The sequence below is a fragment of the Pirellulaceae bacterium genome, assembly GCA_029243025.1.
In the GTDB taxonomy this organism is placed as follows: domain Bacteria; phylum Planctomycetota; class Planctomycetia; order Pirellulales; family Pirellulaceae.
Map to the genome: position 1 here is coordinate 1 of JAQWSU010000002.1, position 23,666 is coordinate 23,666.

At 52.9% G+C, this 23,666-nt stretch carries 20 protein-coding genes; 13 read left to right on the plus strand and 7 right to left on the minus strand.

The window, feature by feature from the left end:
- Together P8N76_00150 and P8N76_00155 are read left to right on the plus strand one after the other, a co-directional pair.
- Nucleotides 1-1,705: hypothetical protein (locus P8N76_00150; GenBank protein MDG2380058.1), on the plus strand; the 1,705-nt coding region annotated here is incomplete at its 5' end.
- A 177-nt stretch (nucleotides 1,706-1,882) separates the two neighbouring features.
- Nucleotides 1,883-2,995, plus strand: a complete 1,113-nt coding sequence (locus P8N76_00155) for an aminotransferase class I/II-fold pyridoxal phosphate-dependent enzyme (GenBank protein ID MDG2380059.1) — start codon at nucleotides 1,883-1,885, stop codon at nucleotides 2,993-2,995.
- Nucleotides 2,996-3,055: 60 nt separating this feature from the next.
- Here the strand turns inward: P8N76_00155 and clpX are convergent, their stop codons facing one another.
- Both clpX and P8N76_00165 read right to left on the minus strand, forming a co-directional pair.
- Complete coding sequence (gene clpX / locus P8N76_00160) at nucleotides 3,056-4,339, minus strand: ATP-dependent Clp protease ATP-binding subunit ClpX (protein MDG2380060.1); 1,284 nt, start codon at nucleotides 4,337-4,339, stop codon at nucleotides 3,056-3,058.
- 276 nt (nucleotides 4,340-4,615) lie between these two features.
- The gene (locus tag P8N76_00165; protein ID MDG2380061.1) at nucleotides 4,616-4,885 is read right to left on the minus strand and encodes a hypothetical protein; all 270 of its coding nucleotides are present in this window, start codon (nucleotides 4,883-4,885) and stop codon (nucleotides 4,616-4,618) included.
- Nucleotides 4,886-5,237: 352 nt separating this feature from the next.
- Here P8N76_00165 and P8N76_00170 point away from each other — a divergent pair, with 352 nt between their 5' ends.
- From P8N76_00170 to holA, 3 genes are all read left to right on the plus strand, one after another.
- Entirely contained in the window at nucleotides 5,238-6,146 is a 909-nt protein-coding gene (locus tag P8N76_00170) for a DUF1559 domain-containing protein (GenBank protein ID MDG2380062.1), read from the plus strand.
- Nucleotides 6,147-6,315: 169 nt separating this feature from the next.
- Complete coding sequence (locus P8N76_00175; GenBank protein MDG2380063.1) at nucleotides 6,316-8,058, plus strand: hypothetical protein; 1,743 nt, start codon at nucleotides 6,316-6,318, stop codon at nucleotides 8,056-8,058.
- A gap of 106 nt (nucleotides 8,059-8,164) precedes the next feature.
- Nucleotides 8,165-9,223, plus strand: a complete 1,059-nt coding sequence (holA, locus tag P8N76_00180) for a DNA polymerase III subunit delta (protein MDG2380064.1) — start codon at nucleotides 8,165-8,167, stop codon at nucleotides 9,221-9,223.
- A 41-nt stretch (nucleotides 9,224-9,264) separates the two neighbouring features.
- On the opposite strand, the gene P8N76_00185 is transcribed toward holA, so the two are convergent.
- Both P8N76_00185 and P8N76_00190 read right to left on the minus strand, forming a co-directional pair.
- Nucleotides 9,265-10,545, minus strand: a complete 1,281-nt coding sequence (locus P8N76_00185; protein ID MDG2380065.1) for a dihydroorotase — start codon at nucleotides 10,543-10,545, stop codon at nucleotides 9,265-9,267.
- 26 nt (nucleotides 10,546-10,571) lie between these two features.
- Entirely contained in the window at nucleotides 10,572-11,522 is a 951-nt protein-coding gene (locus tag P8N76_00190; GenBank protein ID MDG2380066.1) for an aspartate carbamoyltransferase catalytic subunit, read from the minus strand.
- A gap of 220 nt (nucleotides 11,523-11,742) precedes the next feature.
- Between P8N76_00190 and P8N76_00195 the strand changes: the two genes are divergently transcribed.
- Both P8N76_00195 and P8N76_00200 read left to right on the plus strand, forming a co-directional pair.
- Nucleotides 11,743-12,612, plus strand: coding sequence for a GGDEF domain-containing protein (locus tag P8N76_00195; GenBank protein ID MDG2380067.1), 870 nt, complete (start codon nucleotides 11,743-11,745; stop codon nucleotides 12,610-12,612).
- Between the two features lie 268 nt (nucleotides 12,613-12,880).
- A complete protein-coding gene (locus P8N76_00200) occupies nucleotides 12,881-13,354 on the plus strand; it encodes a hypothetical protein (GenBank protein MDG2380068.1) in 474 nt (157 codons plus the stop codon).
- 14 nt (nucleotides 13,355-13,368) lie between these two features.
- Here P8N76_00200 and P8N76_00205 read toward each other — a convergent pair whose 3' ends face one another.
- Both P8N76_00205 and P8N76_00210 read right to left on the minus strand, forming a co-directional pair.
- Nucleotides 13,369-15,021 (minus strand): ABC transporter permease, encoded by a 1,653-nt coding sequence (locus P8N76_00205; protein MDG2380069.1) that lies wholly within the window; start codon nucleotides 15,019-15,021, stop codon nucleotides 13,369-13,371.
- A gap of 173 nt (nucleotides 15,022-15,194) precedes the next feature.
- A complete protein-coding gene (locus P8N76_00210) occupies nucleotides 15,195-16,409 on the minus strand; it encodes an argininosuccinate synthase (protein MDG2380070.1) in 1,215 nt (404 codons plus the stop codon).
- A 211-nt stretch (nucleotides 16,410-16,620) separates the two neighbouring features.
- Between P8N76_00210 and larB the strand changes: the two genes are divergently transcribed.
- From larB to P8N76_00240, 6 genes are all read left to right on the plus strand, one after another.
- On the plus strand, nucleotides 16,621-17,397 hold the full coding sequence (gene larB, locus P8N76_00215) for a nickel pincer cofactor biosynthesis protein LarB (protein ID MDG2380071.1): 777 nt from the start codon (nucleotides 16,621-16,623) through the stop codon (nucleotides 17,395-17,397).
- A 12-nt stretch (nucleotides 17,398-17,409) separates the two neighbouring features.
- Nucleotides 17,410-18,360: a bifunctional riboflavin kinase/FAD synthetase gene (locus P8N76_00220; protein MDG2380072.1), complete on the plus strand. Its 951-nt coding sequence runs from the start codon at nucleotides 17,410-17,412 to the stop codon at nucleotides 18,358-18,360.
- A gap of 79 nt (nucleotides 18,361-18,439) precedes the next feature.
- A complete protein-coding gene (locus P8N76_00225; GenBank protein MDG2380073.1) occupies nucleotides 18,440-19,423 on the plus strand; it encodes a bifunctional oligoribonuclease/PAP phosphatase NrnA in 984 nt (327 codons plus the stop codon).
- 101 nt (nucleotides 19,424-19,524) lie between these two features.
- Nucleotides 19,525-20,136 (plus strand): Rieske 2Fe-2S domain-containing protein, encoded by a 612-nt coding sequence (locus P8N76_00230; protein MDG2380074.1) that lies wholly within the window; start codon nucleotides 19,525-19,527, stop codon nucleotides 20,134-20,136.
- Nucleotides 20,129-22,063, plus strand: a complete 1,935-nt coding sequence (locus P8N76_00235; protein MDG2380075.1) for a cytochrome b N-terminal domain-containing protein — start codon at nucleotides 20,129-20,131, stop codon at nucleotides 22,061-22,063. The genes P8N76_00230 and P8N76_00235 overlap by 8 nt, the downstream gene beginning before the upstream one ends.
- 140 nt (nucleotides 22,064-22,203) lie before the next feature.
- On the plus strand, nucleotides 22,204-22,944 hold the full coding sequence (locus P8N76_00240) for a hypothetical protein (protein MDG2380076.1): 741 nt from the start codon (nucleotides 22,204-22,206) through the stop codon (nucleotides 22,942-22,944).
- Nucleotides 22,945-22,964: 20 nt separating this feature from the next.
- Here P8N76_00240 and P8N76_00245 read toward each other — a convergent pair whose 3' ends face one another.
- Nucleotides 22,965-23,654 carry an HAD hydrolase-like protein gene (locus P8N76_00245; GenBank protein MDG2380077.1) on the minus strand — a complete coding sequence of 230 codons (690 nt, stop codon included), beginning with the start codon at nucleotides 23,652-23,654 and terminating at the stop codon, nucleotides 22,965-22,967.
- Between the last annotated feature and the right edge of the window lie 12 nt (nucleotides 23,655-23,666).

Consider the following 23,666-nt stretch of genomic DNA (forward strand, 5'->3'; position numbering starts at 1 on the left):
CGGTTTTGTGAAGGATCCTACCGTTTCGGCACAAGGATTTCCGACGGATCGTTCTGAGTCTGCCGGCGAGTCGCCTCGAGTGAATCCTCCAGCCGGTTTTGTGAAAGATCCTACCGTTTCGGCACAAGGATTTCCGACGGATCGTTTGGAATCTGCCGGCGAGTCGCTCGGAGTGAATCCGCGAACAGAGTGGGTCAAGGAGCTAACGGTCTCGGCCTCAGAGAATTTGCCTACGGAAAGGCTTGGGTTTGACGGGGTAAGTTTGCTGCAAAACTCAGCGAATTTCTCGAAACAAAACGAGTTGAAAAAGGATGTGACCGTATCACAACCAACGGTTGGGGATCCACTGATGTCGCGGCGCCCGTCTTCGCGAAGCGGCGATAACCCGTTCAGTGTAGAGAACACAAGATCCTCACAAATTTCCTTCGACTCGCAGGCGGCCTTCTTTGAGTCTGCCCCACGTTCGGCCAGTTCTGTTTCTCAGGCTAGATTAGTGCCAGAATCGGTTCAGTCAAATCAGACCGTCGCCGGTCATAAGCCAGGGTCAAAACAGCAGTGGGCGCAACCGACTGCAAACCCTTCGAGGACTTCCATTCAGGTTGATTCCCAACCAATAGTGCGGGTTCAGCCAGGTCTGCGTTCTAAGTCGACAGCGACTGCCGCGACGACTGTAGTCGCCGCGGAATCCGATTTTCATCATGTGGTTTATCCGGGATTAATTCACGCAACGTTGCCCCCAAGCTGCAATTGTGCTTCACCGGTGGCTGAATTCTGGCGGCCGGAAGGCATGGATTTACCTTGGCCGCCCGACGAATACATTTGCGATGGTGGGGACGCTGATGCTCGCGTTACTGTCAATCGTGAATCTCAGGTTTCTGGACTCAATCTCGAGGACACGGTTGCTCATTACGACACGGAGGATGGACGTACAATCGTCACGCCTTCAAATTCTGTGTGTATCTACTCACCTCGTTTTGCGTCCGTTCGGAAAATAATCGGGGTTCGCGAGGATGATCGGCTGCTCAGTCCTGGACTGGTTGATCTGCCTTTACCTCCGATGGTCGAGGACTTGACGCGTCCTCCTTTGGTGATTGAACAGCCGCTACCACCGAGACGGTTGCTAGATATTGACGGTCCGTTGGCACTTCGTGACCGAAGACGAGGGCTCGAGATCGACCAGGCGGTTCGTGTTGCTGAGCTGGTTCGAGAATTCCAGGCCTATGAAGATTATCAGATCATGCGTATTGGGATTGATAAATCTGCAGATAAGGCGCGAATTATTGAGCATATCACGGCAGCGATTGAGTGGTCGCGTGCAGAGGCTCTTGAGGTCATCATCGATGAAGAGATTGCCAACGCCGACACGGCGATCCAACGTACGGGTGTTGTCTATCAGATTAAGGATGGACCTCCGTGCCTGCGGATCATCAAGCTGGCAAATCGGGGCGATGCACTCCCTGGCGAGATCGTGGAATTCACTCTTCGTTATGACAATATTGGTGAGCAAACCGTTGAGAATGTGACGGTGATCGATAACCTCACAACACGACTGGAATACGTTCCTGGCTCGTCGCAAAGCGACCGAAAGGCCGAATTCTTTGGCGACGAAAATCAAGGTGAATCACTCGTTCTGCGGTGGGAGATTCAAGAGCCTTTGCAACCCGGTGACGGAGGTTTAATCCGGTTTAAATGCAAGGTTCGTTAGTGTCGACGGCTTGACACTTGTTGTTCGACCAAGGGACCTTTCGCTAGAATGTCCCAGATTCGTGCTGGCTTGCCTCATGTTCAATTGAGCGTTGGCGCGCTTCACTCGTCGCTTCTGATGCGTGATTGAGTTCTGAGATGTGACTTCACGTTTCTCTGCCGGTGCAAGGAGATTTGCATGCAGCCCAACTGGATTGCCGATCGCACGCAAGCTTTTGACAGTAGTGGTATTCGGAAAGTTTTCAACTTGGCTGCGAAAATGACCAATCCGGTCAATCTTTCCATCGGACAACCTGATTTTGATGTGCCGGAATCAGTACGTATGGCGGGAATCGATGCCGTTCAGTCCGGGAAGAATGGATATGCCTTGACGCAGGGCATGCCCGTTTTGCGAGACAAGCTTCAGCTTCGTGTTGATGAGCAATATCAGCATGCGGATCGCCAAGTCTTTGTCAGTTCAGGTACGAGCGGTGGCCTGGTTCTTAGCCTGCTTGCCATGGTGAACCCGGGTGACGAAGTTATCGTTTTTGATCCCTACTTCGTGATGTATAAGCCACTTGTGCAGTTGGTCGGAGGCATTCCGATCGTGATTGACACTTATCCGAACTTTGAGATTGACGTGAATCAAGTGGCTGCAGCAATTACTCCCAAGACAAAGTTGATTCTGTTCAATAGTCCCTCAAATCCTACCGGAATTCTTGAGGGCGAATCCCAGACGAAGGCAATGGCCGAGCTTGCAGCGGATCGCGGAGTTGTCTTGGTGTCAGATGAAATCTACGGAGAGTTTTGCTATGACAAGCCATTTGTCTCCCCTGCGGTCTATAACGACCAATGTGTTGTGATCGACGGGTTTTCAAAGAGTCACGCGATGACGGGTTGGCGAGTTGGATATGTGCATGGTCCTGAGGCCGTTATCGACACGATGGTAAAGCTTCAGCAGTACACCTTTGTGTGTGCCCCGCAACCGGCGCAGTGGGCAGCTGCCACGGCGATGGACTGTGATGTGTCGCTCTTAATGCATGCCTACCGCGAGAAACGCAATCGCATGGTGGACGGTTTGAACAAACACTACGAACTCGCGCTGCCAGGCGGCGCTTTTTACGTGTTTCCCCGGGCGCCAAAAGACAATGGCACAGAATTTGTCAATCAGGCAATTGAAAACAATCTGCTCGTAATTCCTGGGGGGATTTTCAGCGAACGCGACACTCATTTTCGAATTTCTTATGCGGCCGATGATGAAACGATCGATCGAGGAATCGAAATCCTGCAGAAATTGGCTGGGGGAGTATAAAAAAAGAGGCCGTTACCGGGAGTAACGGCCTCTTTTCACATCAGCGCTTCGAGATGAGTGCTACGCACTCTTTGATTGTGGGGGTAGCTTGAAAAGTTTCTCGCGACCTTCCACGATATCGTCGGTGATTAGGAACTTGCTGCCAGCTTCTTGATCGGGCAGGTCATACATGATGTCGAGCATTACTTCTTCGATGATCGATCGAAGACCTCTGGCACCCGTGTCTTTTCGGAGCGCCTTTTTGGCAATGCTGCAGAGAGCACCTTCGGTGAAGTCCAACTCGCAGTGCTCCATGCGGAAGAGACTTTGGTACTGACGAACCAAGGCATTCTTGGGTTCGGACAGGACCTTCACAAGCCCTTCCTCGTTCAGCGGGGTCAATGCCGAAGTGACGGGTAAACGGCCGACCAATTCTGGAATGAGACCGTATTCCAGGATGTCATCACTTGTGACGTTCGGCAGCAACTCACCCAGCCCTTTTTCCGTATCGTGCTCGGTCGGCTGACCAAATCCGATACTTCGACTGCCGAGGCGTTTACGAATAATGTCCTCGACTCCGACGAATGTACCCCCGCAAATGAACAAAATGTTACTGGTGTCCATCTGGATGTATTGTTGCTCAGGATGCTTGCGCCCGCCTTGCGGTGGGACATTTGCTGTTGTTCCTTCCAGCATTTTGAGCAGGGCCTGTTGCACTCCCTCACCGGAAACATCGCGAGTGATCGAGACGTTTTGTGAGGTCTTGCCGATCTTGTCAATCTCATCAATGTACAGCACGCCACGTTGAGCTGCTTCGATGTCAAAGTCTGCCGCATGTAGTAATTTGAGCAGGAGGTTTTCTACGTCTTCACCAACGTAACCTGCCTCGGTGAGCGTGGTGGCGTCGCCAATCGCGAACGGCACATTCAAGACTCGGGCCAGGGTTCGCGCTAGGAGCGTTTTGCCCGATCCGGTTGGTCCAATCATTAAAATGTTGGACTTTTCGATTTCGATGTCAGACCCTTCCCAGCCTAACGCCAAACGCTTGTAGTGGTTGTGGACAGCGACGGCCAAGACTCGCTTCGCCGCACTCTGACCAATCACGTACTCGTCGAGTTGATGAACGATTTCGCGTGGAGCGGGAATATCATTGAACAACTGCTTGGTTGTTCCACGACGTCGCTGCTCTTGTTCCAAGATTGATTGGCACAGTTCGATACATTCTCCGCAAATGTAAACGTCGCCGGGGCCCTCCACGAGAGGACCCACGTCGCGGTAGCTTTTGCGACAGAACGAACAGAAGGCGTTCTTTTTTGTGGTGCCTCCCCCTCGTCGGGTTGTTGAACCATCCTTACCAGCGGGCATGATTGCTCCTTTCGGCTCGTCGGCACGCCAGCTTTTCTATTGCTGGCTGTGTCCGGCCTGGTGATTGTCCCTGGTGTTTTGCTCGATTGGCCGCTGTGTCAACTAGACAAGCTGTTTTGGCCGTTTGGGTCATCCGTGTCCGCACATTCACCTCGAGCCTAACTACGAAATCGATGCCCTCGCTGTTCTGATCTATTCAATTAAATAAATCAGAAAAGCTTTCCCTGGCACGACAGGTCAGCGGTTAACATTCCGGGCCAACCGGTAGAACCTGTCTTAATTTGAATCATCCTCTCGCTTTACCTTGGCTTGAAGTTCCTCAGCCAGGATCGTTTTTATATCTCGGAATTCTGTATCGCTCAGGACACCTCGGTGACGCATTTCTCGAAATTTTGTGAGCATCGTGCTGGAGGTTTCGGTGTCTTCGGACTCACCGCGAAACCTTCGCACAACGTAAACCCCGATGACCGATAAGATCGCCAAAATAGCCAGGGAGATGATTACACGAGCTTGCGGACTGCGCAGGAAATCGGTCATGGGGGTCATGGGGCAGTTCGGATTGTCCTCGCGGCCATCGGAGACAGTTTCAAACGGAAGATATTATGCACATGCGGTATACGGAGTCCAGGAAGAAGAGCCAATTTGGGGATGTCATAGGGGAAAATCCGGCCGGTTGATCAGCCAGAGATCCTGTGCGAGTTAAGTGTCCGCTATCGGAACTAGTAGCCACATCCAATTGGCAGCTTGTTGGAGGTAGAAACTCGGTGTTTTTTGCTGGCCTGTCGGTCAATCTCGCCTCTTCATTCTACTCACGATTCCCCTTCCGACTCGGTAATTGTTAGAATTTGGGCAGGGGACCGCGGTAACCGGCGTATTTAGGACGAGGGTACAGGGATTCATGGCGATTCAATTTCAATGCCCCCATTGTGGGAAGCAAACTGAAGTGGCTGATCGTTACGCCGGTAAATCGGGGCCCTGTGTTGCCTGCGGCCAGACGATTCTAATTCCCGGTGTGGCCGCCGACGCTGTTGCGTCGACGGCCGATGGTCGTGGAGGGGCGAATCGAAATCCCATGGTGTTGATGATGCTTCTCCTCGGTGGGGGCTTCTTATTATTTGCCATTGTGATTATTGGGTTGCTTATCGCCCTGCTGTTGCCGGCTGTTCAGGCTGCTCGTAGCCACTCGCACCAGGTTCAGTGCTGCAATCAAGTGATGCAAATCGCCCAGGCATTTGAGCACTACCAACAAGTTCACGGCCACTATCCGCCCGCTTACACAACCGATCAGCAAGGTCGTCCTCTCCATAGCTGGAGGGTGCTGATTCTTCCCTATCTTGGGCCTGATGAGGTTGCCTTGTACGATCAGTTTGACTTGAATCGGCCATGGGACGATCCGGGGAATCGGGAATTAGTCGACCAGATGCCTGCCATTTACGCCTGCCCGTCGAATGAGACGGCATCAGCAATGAGCGAAACCAGTTACTGCGTCGTGGAGGGGCCCGCTTTCATGTTCGATGCGGACAAAACCGTTTCGAAAGAAGATCTAATTGGAGCTGGGCAACCTGTGCTGATGCTTGTCGAGGTCAACCATTCGTCGATCGAGTGGACGGAACCAGTTGATGTTGATGCGGCGAGACTGGCATGCGGGATTAATAGTGGCCTGCAAGGCTGTTGTGGGAGTGAACACCGTGAGGGAATTGTCGTCGCAAACTCGGATGGCTCTACCCGAATGGTTTCCGAGGTAACTGCGCCGGCCGAATTGGTTGATATGGCAACTCTGGGGGAAGTCCCGGTTGAAGTTGAGTAGCAAACGAACGGTTTCCTCGGCTGAATTCTGACGGTCTGCCAGACGGATTCTTGGCAGGAGCCCTGTCAGCTACTCCTCGACTGAAAAAAATCTCAAGCAGCCAGTGGGGGAGCGCCGATGAACCCCTACGTAGGTCTGTAGTCATCGCTTGTGTCCGGGGGATGAGTTCGTGGGCAAGTTGTTTTCGTTGGCTGTAGTGGGGTTTTCATTCAGCAGTGCCTGCGGCGCGGTTTGTGCCCAGTCGACATTTGCGGAAAGACCTCCCGGTGTCGAACCGATCGTAACTCGTGAACATCTGTTCTCGATTCCTTTTTATCTGAATCCTCGTCAGCGGCGACCCGAGGAACTGTTTCTCTATGTTTCAGGGAATCAGGGGAAAAATTGGTCGTTGTATCAACGGCGTGCACCCCACCAGGTGAAATTCGATTTTCAAGCTGGCGGCGAAGGTGAGTTTTGGTTTGTCATCAGGACACCTCGCTCGGGAGCAGCACCGGATAGTTATTCTCATCCGGAAAAAATCGTGATTGTGGATCAATCGAAACCAGAGCTCGAGCTGAACGTTGAACTCGGAGCGACGGGGCAGGTCAAGGCCAGTTGGGATGCAAATGATCCCGCTTTGGACACCAGTACGTTTGAGCTGTCGTATCAACTTCCAAACGACGAGCAATGGCGACCCGTTACCGTTCGTTTGCCTGTCTCGCGTGGCGATAAAACGTTTTCAGGTGAAGTCTCTTGGGCTGTATTTGGCCAAGAAGGAAAGGCTCTGGTCCGCGTTGAGGTTTTGGATCGAGCTGGTAATAAAAGCGTCATGCAAGATCGGGTGACGCTTAATCCCGTCGCATTGCACAAAACTAACTCGGATTCTTCCAACGCCCATGCGCATTTAGCCGCCAAGCCTGATTTACATAAAACAACCTCGGAGAGTACAGAATCAAAGACCGATCTGCCCCCACCTTCGACTTACGATGCAAAGCTTCCGCTAACGCTGACTGAGCGGTTGATAGATCATTCTGGAATTCGGGACGAGCCCCAACCAACCCGTTCGCTTCCAGCTCGTGACAACGGTTGGACATCGACGGCGCAGGATCAATCTGGAAGTGATCCTTTTGGGAATTCATTCGGATTGGTCGACCCGATCTTGGATCCGCTTGATGCGCTGAGTCGAGCCAATACCGAACCTGTGGCTGGCCGATATCCGCTGCCGGTTGCCAATCAGTTCGTACCGAATGCCAGTGGACCGAATGCCAGTGGACCACCAGCGACACCTGGTCCTTCCGTGCCGGCGGTGCAGGTCACCGATTCCAACCGCTTTAATTTGGACTACGAAATTTCTGATACGGGCGAATCAGGAATTGCGCGCGTTGAATTGTGGATCACCAGAGACGACGGCCGATCCTGGAACCCGTTTGGCGTGGACGAAGATCGTGAAAGTCCCTTTCAGGTGGAAGTACCCACGGAGGGTAAATTTGGTTTTCGGCTTTTGATTCACAACGGACGAGGAGCTTCATCGCGGCCGCCTCAACCTGGCGAAGCCGCAGATCTGTGGGTTGCTATCGATCGGTCCCCACCACAGGGAGCGGTCCGCTCGGCTCGATTTATCGAGGGAGCCCAGGGAAAGCAGTTAACGGTTAGCTGGGACGTGGCTGATGCAAATCTGGCGGCGGCACCGATCCAACTGAGTTACTCAGATCGTCCCGACGGTCCCTGGATGCCCTTAGATCGGCCGGTGGCCAATACAGGGCGACACGACTGGAAGTTGGATTTTCGTTTACCGCCGGAAATCTATTTGAAGCTAAGCGTGCGAGATCTTGCGGGGAATGGGGCCGAGATCCTTTACGATCAGCCTGTAAGAACAGTCAGTCCGCCTCCCTCAGGTCGAATTCGAGCGGTGCGCCCGATCGAAAAGCTGTAACAAGCGAGGCGCCCCCGTCTCCCTTTTCAAGGGGAGTTGGTCACGTTAGGCTGTGCGGAGTCCGTTATTTTCATCGGTGGGGCTTTTCGCAGGCTGGGCCATTCTCATGTCCGAATCCATTCATGCTTTCGACTTCATTCAGCAAGGTCAGGTTGATGAATTGCCTGGTGTGATTGCGATTGCAGGAGACGAGCGTTTCTTAAAACGCCAAGTCTTTGAGCTGTTAATGCCTGCTGACGCGGATGTTTCGGATTTCGTTGGGGATAGCTGCGAATGGCGTGATATTCGGGATGAATTACGAAGTGGTTCGCTGTTTGGAACGGGGATGCGTCGTGTTCTCGTATCGGACGCCGACGGCTTTGTCTCGCAACATCGGAGTTCGCTTGAGGAGTATGTTGCCAAACCTTCGCGGTCCGCTGTGTTAATGCTTGACCTCGGGGCTCTTCCATCCAACACGAAGTTGTACAAGGCGATTGTTGCCAGGCAGGGAGTGATCAATTGCCGGTTGCCAGAAACCAAAGGTGGTCGTAGTAAGTCAGTGGACACCGTCCGACTCAAAAAATGGGTCACTCGTTGGGCTGCAGCAAAGCATCACATCAAACTCAATGATCAAGCTGCCGATGAGTTGGTCGATTTGATTGGATGGGAGCTTGGGTTGCTGAATCAGGAAATGGCCAAACTGGCTCTGTTTGTTGAAAAGGATGGCAAGGTGGATGTGGCGCTTGTCGACCGGGTGGTGGGAGGCTGGCGGACTCAGACGACCTGGGACATGTTGGATGCGGCCGCAATGGGAAATGCCGCACAAGCGCTTGAGCAATTGGATCACTTGTTGCAGTCTGGGGATGCTCCGCAAGCACTGTTTGGATCGATCGCCTGGTCGTTGAGGCGGTTTGCTGCTGCAACTCGAATCTATCAGCGAATGGAGCGCACATCCGGACGTGGTAATTTAGCAGCTGCTCTCGAGCAGGCCGGATTTCGCAAGTGGCCGAAGGAAGCAATTCCCAAAGCAGTTGAACAACTCAAACAGATTTCTCGTGCACGCGCCACGCACCTCTATCGCTGGTTGTTGGATGCGGATCTGTCACTCAAGGGAAGTCATTCATCGCCACAGCGAGCTCGTTTTGCGCTCGAAAAGCTCATCTTTCAATTAGCTCGTCAACGTTAAAATCTGCGAACTATCGGCTGCGAAAATAATTGGCCGTTCGCTCAGGTGGATCGCTTCTTGATCAGTCCACCGACCACAACGTCGGTTGCTTTGCCGTGCAGTGTCCAACCTAGCAATGGAGAATTGCTGCTTTTGGATTTGAAATGTGACGTATCGACTTCCCATTTCAGGTGAGGGTCAATCACGGTCACATCGGCGTCGGATCCGGCTTTGAGAGAGCCCTTGTGTGCCAGCTTCAGGATTTGAGCCGGGTTCGTTGTGAGTTTTCGTATTGCAAGTGGCCAGTCCATGTGACCTGGGGTGACGAGCTTCGTGCCCACCATTCCGAGGCTCGTTTCGAGGCTGATCATGCCGAAAGGAGCCACGTTGAAAACGTGCATTTTCTTTTCGGTAGCCCGGGGCGCGTGGCCACTACAGATCACGTCAAGCGTTCCATCGATCAGGCCTGCCAAACATTCATTGAGATGATCTTGCGAACGCAGGGGCGGGTTTAGCTTCAGGTTGGTATCAAAACTTCGCAGACTTTCGTCGCATCCAACGAGGTTGGTGAGACTTAGTCCTGCCGTCACTCGAACGCCGCGAGCTTTGGCACGACGAATAAGTTCAACACTGCCACTGCTGGATATCTTGAGTAGATGTAGAGATCCCCCGGTGGCTTCCGCCAGGCGGATATCACGTCCCGTCATGACGTCTTCCGCCTCGGGCGGCATCCCAGACAAGCCCAGAATGGTGGAGACCAGGCCTTCATGCATCACTCCATCGTGGTTTAGTTCTGGCACTTCAGGTTGATTCAGGATGGGACGATCGAACATCTGACTGTATTCGAGGGCACGACGCATTAGCTCGGCGTTGAATATTGGCCGATTTGCATCGGTGAAACCGACCGCACCAGCTGCAGCGAGTGAGCCGATTTCAGCCAGTTCTTCGCCAGCACGATTCTTACTCACACATGCGAGTACAAAAACGTTGCAGTTGTTCGCACGCAACGCTTGGTACCCGATGAATTCGACGTTGGCCTGGGTGTCGGTCGGGGGATCGGTAGAAGGCAGGCAGGCAATCGATGTGAAGCCGCCTTCGATTGCGGCAGCTGTACCCGTTTCGATCGTCTCGTCATCTTCCCAACCCGGCTCTCGTAATTCGACGCAAATATCAATCAATCCCGGTGCCACAATCTTGCCTGTCGCGTCAATCGTTTCATCTGCGTCCTGAGTCGACACGTCGATGCCAGCTACTTTGCCGTGTTCAAGCAATAGGTTCGATACACGATCCAAGTCCTGGCTTGGGTCGACAATGCGTCCATTCTGGATCAAGATTCGCGTCATGGGGGAAGCTGTTTTCTCGAGGTGGACTACGTTGAACAGACGAGCCATAAGGCTGCCATTCGGACAGCAATGCCATTTGTTACTTGATCGAGGATGACCGAATGAGCTCCGTCAGCAACTTCGGTGGTTACTTCGACGCCCCGATTGATCGGACCTGGTGCCATGATGACGATTTTGTCTTTTGCCCGAGACAAACGATCACGATTCATCGCATACAGTAACGCGTATTCCCGGACCGATGGAAAAGGTCGTGTGTATTGTCGCTCAAACTGGATGCGCAGCAGATTTAACACGTCACATCGGGGGAGAATGTCATCGAGGTTGTGCGCGACTTCGACCCCGAGCTCTTCCCAATGTTTCGAAACAAGCGTCGATGGTCCACAAACGATGACGTGAGCGCCAAGTTTTTTAAGGCCCCAAATATTGGATCGGGCTGTGCGACTGTGTGCAATGTCCCCGACCAAGGCGATAGTCAATCCCGCAATGCGGCCAAGCTTTTGACGAATTGTGAGAATGTCAAGCAGGCCTTGCGTCGGGTGCTCGTGTGGGCCGTCACCCGCATTCAATACTGCAGTGTCGAGCGTTTTTGCTAGCACATGTGGCGCGCCGGGCGAGCGGTGTCGGACCACCACCACGTCGACGTTCATTGCCTCGATGTTTTTCGCCGTATCGATGAAAGATTCACCCTTTGACAGGCTACTGCTTGACGCGCTGAATTCCACCGTATCGGAACCTAAGCGACGGGCCGCCAAGGAAAAGCTGGTTCGAGTTCGTGTCGAATTCTCAAAAAACAGATTCGCCGTTGTCCGACCTTCAAGAACGGGGATCTTTTTCTGGCAATTGTCCGTCACGGAGCGAAAGTAATCCGCCGTATCCAGGATTGTCGTAATTTCATCAGCACTCAGACTTTCAAGGTCGACGATGTGACGACGTTTCCACGATTCGGGCTTCGTAAGTGTTAGATTCCCGTCGTCCATACAAATATCAGTCTCAGCTCAAAGGTTCGTATTTTAGTTACGTTAGATTGTACGGGCAAATTGCCGCAGATTTTATCACCAAAGCTGGAGGATTCAACCGGCTACCAGCGACCTGTGCGCAAAAAATCAGAAATCAAGCGGATACTTTTCGGAGAAGTTGGATAGAATCAGAGGGAGTAGGGATGAGTTAGGGGGATTCGAGGTATCTGGAGATCGTAGCATGCCCGAACAAATGGGTTTGATAGGAGTTCACTGCTCGACGGAGCAGACGCATCTCGCGGACTATCTCGCCGCTCGTGGCTATCGGATTGAGAGGATGGATCAGGGAGCTGTCTACAATATTCCAGATGTCATCGTCACGGATCAGGAAAAATTGCCAGAGTTGGCGTTGGCTCCCGAAGCTCAAGAGCATTTAGGCGTGGTCGGAGTTGGAGTCTCCCAGGGGGTTGATGTGACGCTCGGTTCTGACGTTCAGGGCCACGAGTTGGCGGTCGCTGTTGAACTGGTCATGCAGATTGTGTCCCTCCGTCGGCAGCGTGATCAGGATCGTAAAGAGAGCCAGCGATGGTACGCACTGGCGATGTATGATCCCCTCACCGGCTTGCCAAATCGCCGTGCTTGGCAAAATGAACTAACTCGCCGCTGTGGAAAGTCCGCGTCGCTTTGCGTGGGCTTGATTGACATCGATTTTTTCAAGCGTGTGAATGATTCCGGCGGTCACGATCTGGGCGATGCCGTGTTAAGGGAAGTGGCTGTCGCGATGCGCGCCCATCTTCGCGAATCTGACTTTGTCGCACGCATCGGCGGTGACGAGTTTGGGCTCCTGCTTTCAGAGGTTGCTGTTGAGGAAGCCCACAAGGTTGTAGACCGGATGCGAGACCATGTTTTTCAACACCTCGGTCACCGTGGGATGCCACGGGCCACTACCAGTGCCGGCTGTGCTATCGTGGACAGTGGCAAGAGCAACGAATGTGAAGACCTCTACCATGCTGCGGCTCAATCATTGCACGCAGCCAAGCAGCAGAGCAGGAATTGCACGGTGATTTATCGCGAAGCGCACGTCAATGATTGGAGTTCGCCGACCGTCTGAAGCGACTACCGCCGCTGCGAATGCATTGCTATTTTTTGTCATTCATGAGGATCGCCTTCAAGTCCATACGTCGACGCGTCGATGACTGGTCGAGACGAATGCAAGGGGGGACTTGAATTCGTCTACACGTGTTACGTGAGAGCGTTGATCGTGTGAGAGCAGGAAAGCAGGATCTTAAAACCTTGGTTTGAGCTGCCTGATCTTAACTCTCAAACGCAATCAAGCGAATGTGATTCATGGCAATGCCAGCAAGTAAGGAGTGCCTGCGATGTCCCCCCGTTCTTTGATCACTCTGATTCTGTTTGTCGGTCTTCTCTGCACGGCCAATGGGTGCGCGAGTTTCACCCCCAAAATTGCCTTACCTGGAACGGAACAAGAATCAGCGGAGATAGCGGCCACGCCGCAGGCTGCCTGCTGGGTTGAAATGCGTCCTGTTTCCGGCAAGGCCAAACGGGTTGAACTGCCCGTCGTTCCGGACATGCGGATCGAACAGGTATTGGACGAAAGTAAGGCCAGTTTTCGCCGAATGAACGTTTACATTTTGCGGTCTTCACCGGACAATCCTAACCAGCATGTGAAACTTGAAATCCGCTTCGATCGAGATTCGGGCCAAGTCAAATGGGATACCGATTATGCGATCCATGCCGGGGACCGAGTGATTATCAAGGAAGAGACAATGACCGTTTTTGATGAGGCATACAACACCTTGTTGGGCCCTGTGATGGGACGAATCGGCCGTTAGGCCTTCTGCTATCGCTATCGTTGGGCCACGCGCCAACGTGTTCGGAATAGCCAGATCATTGCCGTCAGCAAGAGTGAGTTCAGGGCAGCGGTGAAAACAATGTAGGCGGACCACATGCGCCAACTCGGCGGAAAAGATCGGTTTTCGGTCTTGTTGTTATTCCAGTTGGTCATGATTGTTTCGGTGTTCAGCGGTACGGAGAACGCGGCGGCGAACGGGCTGCTAACGGAAATTGTCTGGGCGGAGCTCATATCCAATCCGCTCCTGCTACCGAAGGTGTTCGCAAATGCGGTGATGGCCAGCGGTGCACAATAAAGCAGACCAATGACTAGGTAGGTGGTTATAAGACTGGTCGTGGTCTTTCGAAACACGACGGAACAAAATAACGCGATCACCGCGGTTGTCAGGCACGACATCAGAATGATTCCCATGTAGGCACCCACCGCGAGGAAATTTTTCCAATAGAATGTGACCATTAAGCATGCCAAAAATAAAGGCCACACGAGGAAGAGAGTGAGGACACTGGAAATCCTTAATCCTGCAATCAGTTTGCCAAACAAGATTGTCCAAGGTTTCAGGGTTGTCGTAAGCAGCAAATCAAGCGTTTGACGTTCCCGCTCACTCGTGATACTACCTGCTGAGAAAACTGGACCGACTAGCATGTTGAAGATGACGACATAGCCAATGTACCAGCCGGCGCGCTGCGGGTACATAAAAAGGCAACCCGCCATGATGGGAATCGCGAGAACGATGCTGATTTGAATTACGAGTCGGAGCATCAAAGTGCCCTGGCTGAAAATTTCGCTGTGAATTTCTTTGTCGTAGACCGGATTCGTGTTGTCCGGCATCAAATCTTCGCGTTTGGGTGGTGCAAACAGTCTGTCGGGAAACTGGTCTCGTTGGATGATGAGTCCGACAACGTGCTGAGCTTCGTCCTCGAGATCAACGACTTCCTTGCCCTCACTTCCCACATCTGGCGGATGGAGCAGTCTTGCGGAGGTATTCAGAAATAACGCCACACAAGCGGCTGCGCAAATGATGGGAAACATGGTGGCGGTAAAGATGAGCCGTGTCTCCCCCTGCCCTTCGAAACTCATCCAAATCAGGATGGCAAGCAAGGCGAGCGGAAGGATCAAGAGGTATGAGGCGACGAGGGATGCTGCTGTGCGACTAAAATAACTGCTGCAGGCGATGCTGATCATTCCAAAGGTGAGTACCGATAGAAACAGCCCCAAATAGGCCGCCAGCACTTCATAAAACGACACGCCACCCAATGGTAGGCAAAGCATAACAATTGGTAGGGAGGCGAAAATCAACAAGGCAAGATGAACGAGTGACGAGAATAATTTTCCGAGCGTGATGGCTGTTGGTTTGAGGGGACTTGCCAAGAGCATCTCGTACGTTTTTCGTTCCTTCTCGCCGGTTATGGCAGCTGCTGCAAAACTAGGAGCCATGAGTGAAGCCAAAATGTACTGTCCCAAGAAGAACAGGTTGACAAGCGACTTGGCTTGATCGGCATTGGCTTCGAGTCGGGTTTGTTGCGGCCAAGCAAAATAAACGACGCACGCCAACACGATTTGGTAGACGAACAGCAGAACGAATGCTCGTTTCATGCGGAGATTGACGAGCAGTTCGCGCTGAAGTACGGGGTTTTCAAGCAGGTACATTGAGACGCTCTTTGCAGTTCTTCTCGCGGCAACTCGGGATGGCCCCGAGTCCACCTGGCCCCGAGTCCACCTCGATTCCGGGACAGCTCCCTCAAATCGTTCAGCATCGGACAAGGTTACGCGGCGATGCTGATCCTTTGCTCATTGCAGACGGTGAGCTCGAACACGTGAACTTAATAATTCCGTGGGGTGATCCGCCCTTGCACGCGCGACGGGAGCCCAACAATGCGAAGGAATCCTTCCGCGTCGGTTTGGTTGTAGGAACCCCCTCCTTCCATCGTCGCGATTCCTTCGTCATACAGACTGTTCGGACTCGAACGTCCGTCGACGATGATGTTTCCCTTATACAGTTTCAAACGCAGCTTGCCGGTTACATGCTGGGTCGCTTCGCGAATGAAGGCGAATAGCGCGTCCATTTTGGGGGTGTACCACAAACCGTAATAGACCTCTTCGGCCACTTCTGGAGAAAGTCGATCACGCAGGTGGATCAAGTCTCGATCAAGGGTCAGCTGCTCAAGTACCAGCAGTGCATCGTAGAGAATGGTCATTCCCGGTGCTTCGTAAACCCCCCGACTTTTCATGCCCACAAATCGATTTTCGACCATGTCGATACGGCCAACGCCATGACGACCACCAATTTCGTTCAGCTTCAAGACGATGTCCAGCGCGGTGCACTGGTCACCATTGATGGCTGTCGGCACGCCGGCTTCAAAGTCAATCGAGATCGTTTCCGGTTCGTCGGGTGCCTCTTGGGGTGAAATCGTCATGCCGAAGTCGACTGCTTCGACGCCGTTGACGTCGAGATCTTCAAGCTCGCCCGCTTCGTAGCTGATGTGCAAGCAGTTTTCGTCCGAGCTGTATGGTTTGGCGGTTGAGGCTTTGACCGGAATGTTTCTCTGCGCACAGTAGTCGATCATTTCTGTCCGACCTGGAAAGGCTTGTCGAAATTTTTCAATTCGCCAGGGTGCGATCACTTGTACAGCCGGATCCAGAGCTTCTGCCGCCAATTGGAAACGGCATTGGTCGTTACCCTTCCCTGTCGCACCATGGGCGTAGGCATCGGCACCCACTTCGCGTGCTACCTGAAGACAAATTCTGGAAATCAATGGACGAGCGATTGAAGTCCCCAGCAAGTAAATGGATTCGTACTTTGCTTGCCACTGGAGCACTGGGAAGGCGAAATCACGGCAGAGTTCTTCTTGGGCGTCAATGATTTGGGCGCTGACGGCGCCGCAATCTTTAGCTTTCTGCAGAATGGCTTCTCGGTCCTCACACGGCTGGCCAAGATCAACATAGACGGCGTGCACCTCGTAACCTTCGTCTTGTAGCCATCCAAGAATCACGGAAGTATCGAGGCCGCCGGAGTAGGCCAGTACACAACTCGGCATGATCAGTAACCTTTCCTCTGAGTCGTCGATAGTGGGAATTGCCCTAGCGGGTCGCACAATGAACCACCGGCAGGAACCACTGGCAGCCCGGCCATTTTGGATTGCAGCGCGTAGACTGACAAGGCTTGATCAAGCCAAGTCCGCGGTGTGTTACTGGTTTTAGGGGGATCGGGCGTTTTCTCGAGCTGAAAAAACCGGTACGTTAGGGAGTATGGACCGTGAACAGTTAACGAAATTGTGTCGACGATTTGTCGCTGGCGAACTCGAAAGTCGTCGGTTTTTGGCGGAATGTTTGGCGGCGACAACCTCTCAATCGGACGAGGTTGCCATTGATCTGGATCGGGTTGATCGCTGCGGATTTCCTGAGGTGGTGTTCGGAGAGGGGAAATCTCTTGACGCGATCAAGGCGGCAGTGCGAGCCTTAAACGATCAAAATCAGCCTGTTTTGGCCACGCGAGTGTCGCCCGAGCAAGCGGCGGCAGTGAAATCAGAGTTCGTCGACGTGGAGTATAATCAGGTGGCCAAGACTCTGAGGTTGGGAGATCAACCGACGCTGATGGGCCGAGTTGCTGTGATTACGGCGGGAACTTCGGATCGTCCCATCGCCGAAGAGGCTCGAGAGACGCTCCATTGGATGGGGATTCGAACCCATGTGATTACCGACGTGGGGGTGGCTGGTCCTCATCGCTTAGCTGCTCGTTGGATTGATTTGCAAGCTTTGGATGCGGCCGTCGTGATTGCAGGAATGGAAGGCGCTCTGCCCAGTGTTGTCGGTGGGTATGTTGATTGTCCCGTTGTGGCGGTGCCCACCAGTGTCGGATATGGAGCGAGTTTCGACGGTTTGGCCGCATTGCTTGGAATGTTGAACAGTTGCGCTGCCAATGTTACGGTTGTTAATATCGACGCCGGCTTCAAAGCAGGCTATGTTGCTGGACTCATTGCTCACCAAAAGCATCGGGCTGGCACGTCTGATGGCGACCATCACTAAAGTGCGAAACTCTTGAAATTGATCCGACGTATCGCCGACATAACCCCCGAACTGCAATTCGGGGCAGTTACGATTGGTAATTTTGATGGTGTCCATCACGGACATGCCAAGATCCTTCGAAGGCTAATCCAGCATGCGCGTCGTGTCGGTGGGCCGGCAGTCGTATTTACGTTTGATCCCCATCCGGTTCGTCTGTTGAGACCGTCTCTAGCTCCTCCGCCGTTGACTTGGACCGAGCGAAAGATGGAGCTGGTGGCTGAAATTGGTGTGGATGCTTTGGTGGCTTACCCCACGGATGAAAAATTGTTGGATTTGTCACCGCAAGAGTTTTTTTCGGATATCATTTTAGACACGTTTCGAGCCCAAGTCGTGGTCGAAGGCCCAAACTTTTTTTTTGGCAAGGATCGCGCTGGAGACGTAAAACTTCTTACTGAACTCTGCCGAGTAAATTCAATCACTGCCGACACGGTAAAACCGGTGGAAAGCGATGATCGGTATGTTTCCAGCAGTCGCATACGCGATCACATTGCGGCCGGTGATGTTGCTTTTGCTCGCGAAATGCTGACGCAACCCTATCGGATTCGAGGGGTGGTAATTCATGGTTCCGCTCGTGGTGCCGGAATTGGATTTCCCACTGCCAATGTTGATGCTGTCGATACCTTGCTACCCGGACCGGGTGTCTACGCTGGCCGAGCCTACTGTGAAGCTGGGGTCTGGCCGGCCGCTATCAACCTGGGTCCGAATCCAACCTTTGGGGACCAATCTTGCAAGTTGGAAGTGCATCTCATCGGGTTTGATGGTGGACTCTACGGTCAGTCGCTCGAGGTGGACTTTCTAGCGAGGCTGCGCGACGTTCAGTCGTTCGATGGAATTGATCCGCTGAAAAAACAGTTGCAACTCGATGTCCTCAAGGCCACGGAAGTCTGCCAAGGCTTTGCTACCAGAGCGGGAGAATTGCCGTGAATCAGACTCTCGCTTTCATTGAGGACCGCCTGATGGATCGGCTCCAGATAAATTGGCTTCTGCACGAAGGAACAACACGATGAAGATTGATTGGCCAAGATTCGTGGAAGTTATTAATGCGAACGAACGTTTTCTGCTCACGAGCCATATTCGACCGGATTGCGACGCTCTCGGTAGCGAGCTTGGAATGGCAGAAGTGCTTGAAGCACTCGGCAAAAATGTTTTGATCGTTAACGGCCAATCGACGCCGCCCAATCTGTCCTTTATCGATCCGAGCGGTCGGATTCGAACAATTGCAGAGGACGTTCAGCCGTCGGATTTGCTCGATCGCCAAGTGTTGATGGTGTTGGATACCAGTGCATGGGCCCAACTCGGCCCGATGGGCGACGTCCTCAAATCAACATCCGCAAAAAAAATCATCTTAGATCACCATCTTAGTGAAGATGATCTGGGAGCCGAAGCGTTCAAGGATCCGCAGGCTGAGGCCACTGGCCGCTTGGTCGTTGAAGCGGCTGAAAAGCTCGGGGTCGAATTGACACCTGCCATGGCCACGCCGCTCTACGCTGCGATTGCGACAGACACCGGCTGGTTTCGTTTTCCTTCAGCTGGCAGCGGTACTTATCGAATCGGAGCCAAGTTAATCGATGCTGGAGCGGATCCGCCGACCATCTATCGAGATTTGTATGAGCAGCAGACGTTAGGGCGGTGCCGACTACGTGGCGTGATTCTTTCTCGCCTTGAAACGGAACTCGATGGTCGTTTTGTTCATACTTACGTGCTCAAGGAGGACTTCGATCGAACCGGGGCAACTCCGCAGGATACCGAGGATGCCATTAATTTGTCATTGACGATCAGCGGAACTGAATTTGCCGTGATTTTGGTTGAGCAGGCCAACGGAGGGGTCAAAACAAGTTTTCGCAGTCGCTGCGGTTTGGATTGCAGCAAGGTTGCGGAACATTTTGGTGGCGGAGGACACAAGGCGGCTGCCGGTGCATTTATTGAGGAAGCTTTCGAGTCGGCACAGGCAAAGGTGCTTGACCACGTGCGCAGCCTGCTGCGATAATCACCGTCCCCCCCCACCTAGAATTTGTCGGCTCTTGTCGGTAAAGGGTCGAAGTCTGAACATGGCTTTGCTCAAGGCAATGTCAAAAGGAGAAACAGAGGATGAATGAGTCTCATTCCTCGGAGCATTCTGACCGTGATTCGGAAGCTCCTCGCCGCAGTTTTCTGATGAGATTTACGACAGGCCTGCTTGCGGCCAGTCTTGGGCTGCTGCCGACGTTATTTGGATTCCTTTTTTTTCTCGATCCCCTGCTGCGAAGACGCGGGGCGGGTTCGACTTCGGGAGAGGAACAGTCGCATCGGGATTCGGAAGGCTTTATCAAGCTTGACGCGAAGGTTGATGCTTTGCCCGACAATGGTGCACCCATGTCGTTCAAGGTAGTCGATGATAAGGTGGATGCCTGGAATAAATTCACGGGTGTGGAGGTTGGCACCGTCTGGCTTCGCAAAAAGCCTGATGGAACCGTCATTGCCTTCAACACCATTTGTCCGCACCTTGGCTGTGCCGTTGATTATCGCTCCGGAAAACGAGACTTCTTCTGTCCGTGCCATACGAGTGCCTTCAATTTAGATGGAGTTAAACAAAATCAAATACCTCCCCGCGGTATGGATCAATTGTCAACCAAACTCAAGGCGGAAACGGGCGATGCAATTTGGGTTAAGTACGAGAACTTCTTAGCAGGCCGTAAGGAGAAGGTACCCGTCAATGGATAAGTTGCTTAATTGGCTCGACGATCGGACTGGGTACCGAGACCTTTTAAACGATGCGCTTTACGAGTCGATACCGGGTGGGGCCCGCTGGCGCTACGTTTGGGGAAGCACGCTGGTCTTTACGTTTGCGATCCAGATGATCACGGGCGTATTTCTCTGGATGGCGTATAGTCCCAGTGCGCAAACCGCTTGGGAGAGCGTTTTCTACATCGAACACCAAATGTATTTTGGTAGCGTTGTCCGCGGTATCCATCACTATGCGGCTCAAATGATGGTTGTCTTGCTGGCGGTGCATCTATGTCAGGTGATAGTCGATGGTGCCTATCGAGCGCCCCGCGAGATAAACTTCTGGATCGGTTTGATCCTGATGCAAATTGTGCTCGGCTTGTCGCTGACTGGCTACCTTTTGCCTTGGGACCAAAAAGGCTACTACGCCACGCAGGTCACCACGAAAATTGTGGGTGCAACGCCGCTTGTCGGGCAAGAATTGCAGACGTTGGCTCAGGGAGGAACTCAGTATGGTCATCACACCCTCACCCGCTTTTTCGCCATGCACGCCGGAGTTTTACCCGCGACGTTGATTTTCTTTCTAGTCATTCATATTTATGTTTTTCGTCGGCACGGCATCACGGTCCCAGACCCTGATCGGAAAGAAACCGAAGCTTTCTGGCCCGACCAAGTCTTTCGAGATGCCGTGGCTTGCCTGGGCATTTTTGCAGTGATCCTCGCGCTGGCTCTGTTCAAAGGTGCCGAATTAAGTGGACCGGCGAATCCATCCGAAGCGTATTCTGCAGCTCGACCCGAATGGTACTTCTTGTTCCTGTTTCGCTTCTTAAGATTCGAAATTGTGGAACACTACGGCTTGGCGTTTGGGGCGATCTATGTTCCTGCGGCCGTGATGTTGATCATCGCTCTCATGCCTCTGATTGCCTTGGTACGTGGTGGGCATCGATTTAATGTTGCATTTACTGGTGTGTTGATGGTTTTGATCATCGGACTAACGGGACTCTCGCTCTACGAAGACTCAGTGGATACCCAGCACCAAGCTGCCCTCGCCGAGGCAGCGCGTGACGGACATCGAGCAGTTGAACTGGCCGGCGGTTCCGAGATGATTCCAATCGAAGGAGCTGGAGCCCTTTTGCGCGAAGATCCATTCACTCAAGGTCCCCGCTTGTTTTCCCAGTATTGCGCTTCGTGCCACCGGTACGATGGTCATAACGGTCGAGGACGATTGGTGATGGACTTGAATGCGGAAACAGGTGTTGAGGCCGCATCGCTCCCGACGGCTCCTGATCTGGCAAATTTTGCCGATCGAGAATGGTGGCGGCGCGTTTTGACCGATTACAGACAGTTGATGTCTCCGCTACAGCATGCGGGCTATGATGTCGAGAGTTCTACCGAGGAGGGAATGCTCTCTTGGTTTGACGAAAATGCCGAAGCATTGAGGGATGAAGCAAATCGTGCCGATGTGGACGCGATGGTGGAGTATCTCGTTTCGCAAAGCCAGCGGCCCGGATTGAATCTGAATGAAGAACTCGTCCAACGTGGTGAGGAAATCTTGAGTTCGGGTTCGCTTACCCAGGGTGAATTCACCACTTGTGACAATTGCCACGCTGAGCTGGGCGGTGAATTTGTAGTGGGAACAGACAACGGAGGCATCCCCGAACTGAATGGTTACGGGTCGACTGCTTGGTTGAAAGCGTTTGTTGAAAACGCGGGTAGCGAGCAGTTTTACGGCGAAAAAAATCAGATGCCCGTCTTTGCCGAAAAAATTTCCGCCAAGAATCTCGATCTGATCGTTCGTTGGATGACTGGTGACTACGCGGAGACTGAAGTGCACGATTATCCGTCGAAAGTGAAGGAACTGCAGGAACAATTGGCCCCCCAATCGTCGGTCGTTGGAGAGGCTGGGCCCGCACCATCAAAGTGACCCGTTCGAAGTGGGGTCTAGAATCGACGTTTTCCGCATTATCGCTAGAGTTTAACGGTCAGGCTGCCGAAGAAATAAGGTGTCGCGCTGCGAATGAATTTCGCTGGCGCCGGCCCGATTGGGCAGAAAGATGATCGAGAATGTGGTGCAGTACTTGCGGAAAAGATTTGCCCGTACTTCCGACGGCCGATGACCCGGAGGCGTTCACCTGTATCGGATGTCGCCAGACGTCGGTACATTTCGCGAGTGAGATCACGCGCTGGGATACGGCCCATCTGCGGGTGGAACGCGAAGCTGATTCGGAACATTTGGACGATGTGTGTCCGGTAGAACCCCCACCGGTTTTTGACGCGGACTTCGAATGGCACGATGCTCATGTTCGGCCAACACTCGCCGATCGAGAATCCTCTTTACAACCTGCGATCAAAACGGATCTGCCGCCCAAAAATCAAGGAAAGCGACGCCGACTGCGGACATGTTCCTCGTTCACTTGTTGGTCCCTGTTGACTCTTGGCGTGGCTCTTTTCGCGTGCGGGGGAGCCTTGATTGCCTATTCGTTGACGGGCGATCGCGATGAGCTCTGGAACCTGGGAGCACCCATGGCACTTGCCGGTCAAGCCATTTTTCTCATTGGACTTGTCCTGCAACTCGATATCATCTGGCACCAAAGTCGACAGACATCGCGGAATCTGTTTCACTTGGATGATCGATTGGCGCAGTTGCAAGATGAACGTGAGCTAGTGGAAGGTTCCGATTTGCAGCCTAGCCCGATTGCTCGGCAGAATGGAGCTGAGAGCCGTAACCCTCAGGTGCTGTTCAAGGACTTAAAAGGCCAACTCGATACGCTGTCAGAGAAGATCGCATCGAAGTCGCCGCAGTAAGTAATGGTGCCACTCCAGTGTCACGAGCTTTGGGCTCGAAGAAGTGTGTCGACGATTTTCGATGGCGATAGATCGGCAAGCAGCACATCAGGTTTTTCCTCGGCGAGTTCTTCAATGGGAAAACCGCCCGTGGCAACCGCGACGGAATTTGCACCGATCGCCTTTGCACAGCGAATGTCGTTTGCCGTATCTCCGATAACCCAGACATCGCGGGGGGCAATCGATTTCTGTAAGTGGGCTCTGGCGCTCTCTAAGGCCGTTTTCGCAACATGATTGCGGGACGTATGGTGATCCCCATATCCACCGAAATCGAAATAATGCCAAAGGTCGTAGTGACGAAGCTTTGATTCTGCTCCCGCTTCTAAGTTGCCGGTTAGCAGTCCCAAATGAGAGTGCGGGCACGCATGCAGTTGTCCGATGGCTTCCTGCACGCCAATCAAGACTTCACCCGGTCGTTCTGCCAAAAAAGTCTGCAGATGTTTGAGATAGGCGTCTCGAAATCGAAGCCAGTTTTCTTCCGTTACAGCAATCTGATGGGCTTCGAACAGATCGCGAGTGATTGCTCGATCCGTGCGGCCAGCAAAGCGGATCGGATCGCGTTTCAATTCGACCACACCAAAGCTGTCGGTCAGGGTTGAAAAAGCGGCTTCCTGCCCGGCCCCGCCACTCACAATCAGTGTCCCATCGATGTCGAATAGCCAGATTTTCATTGTCTCTCGCTG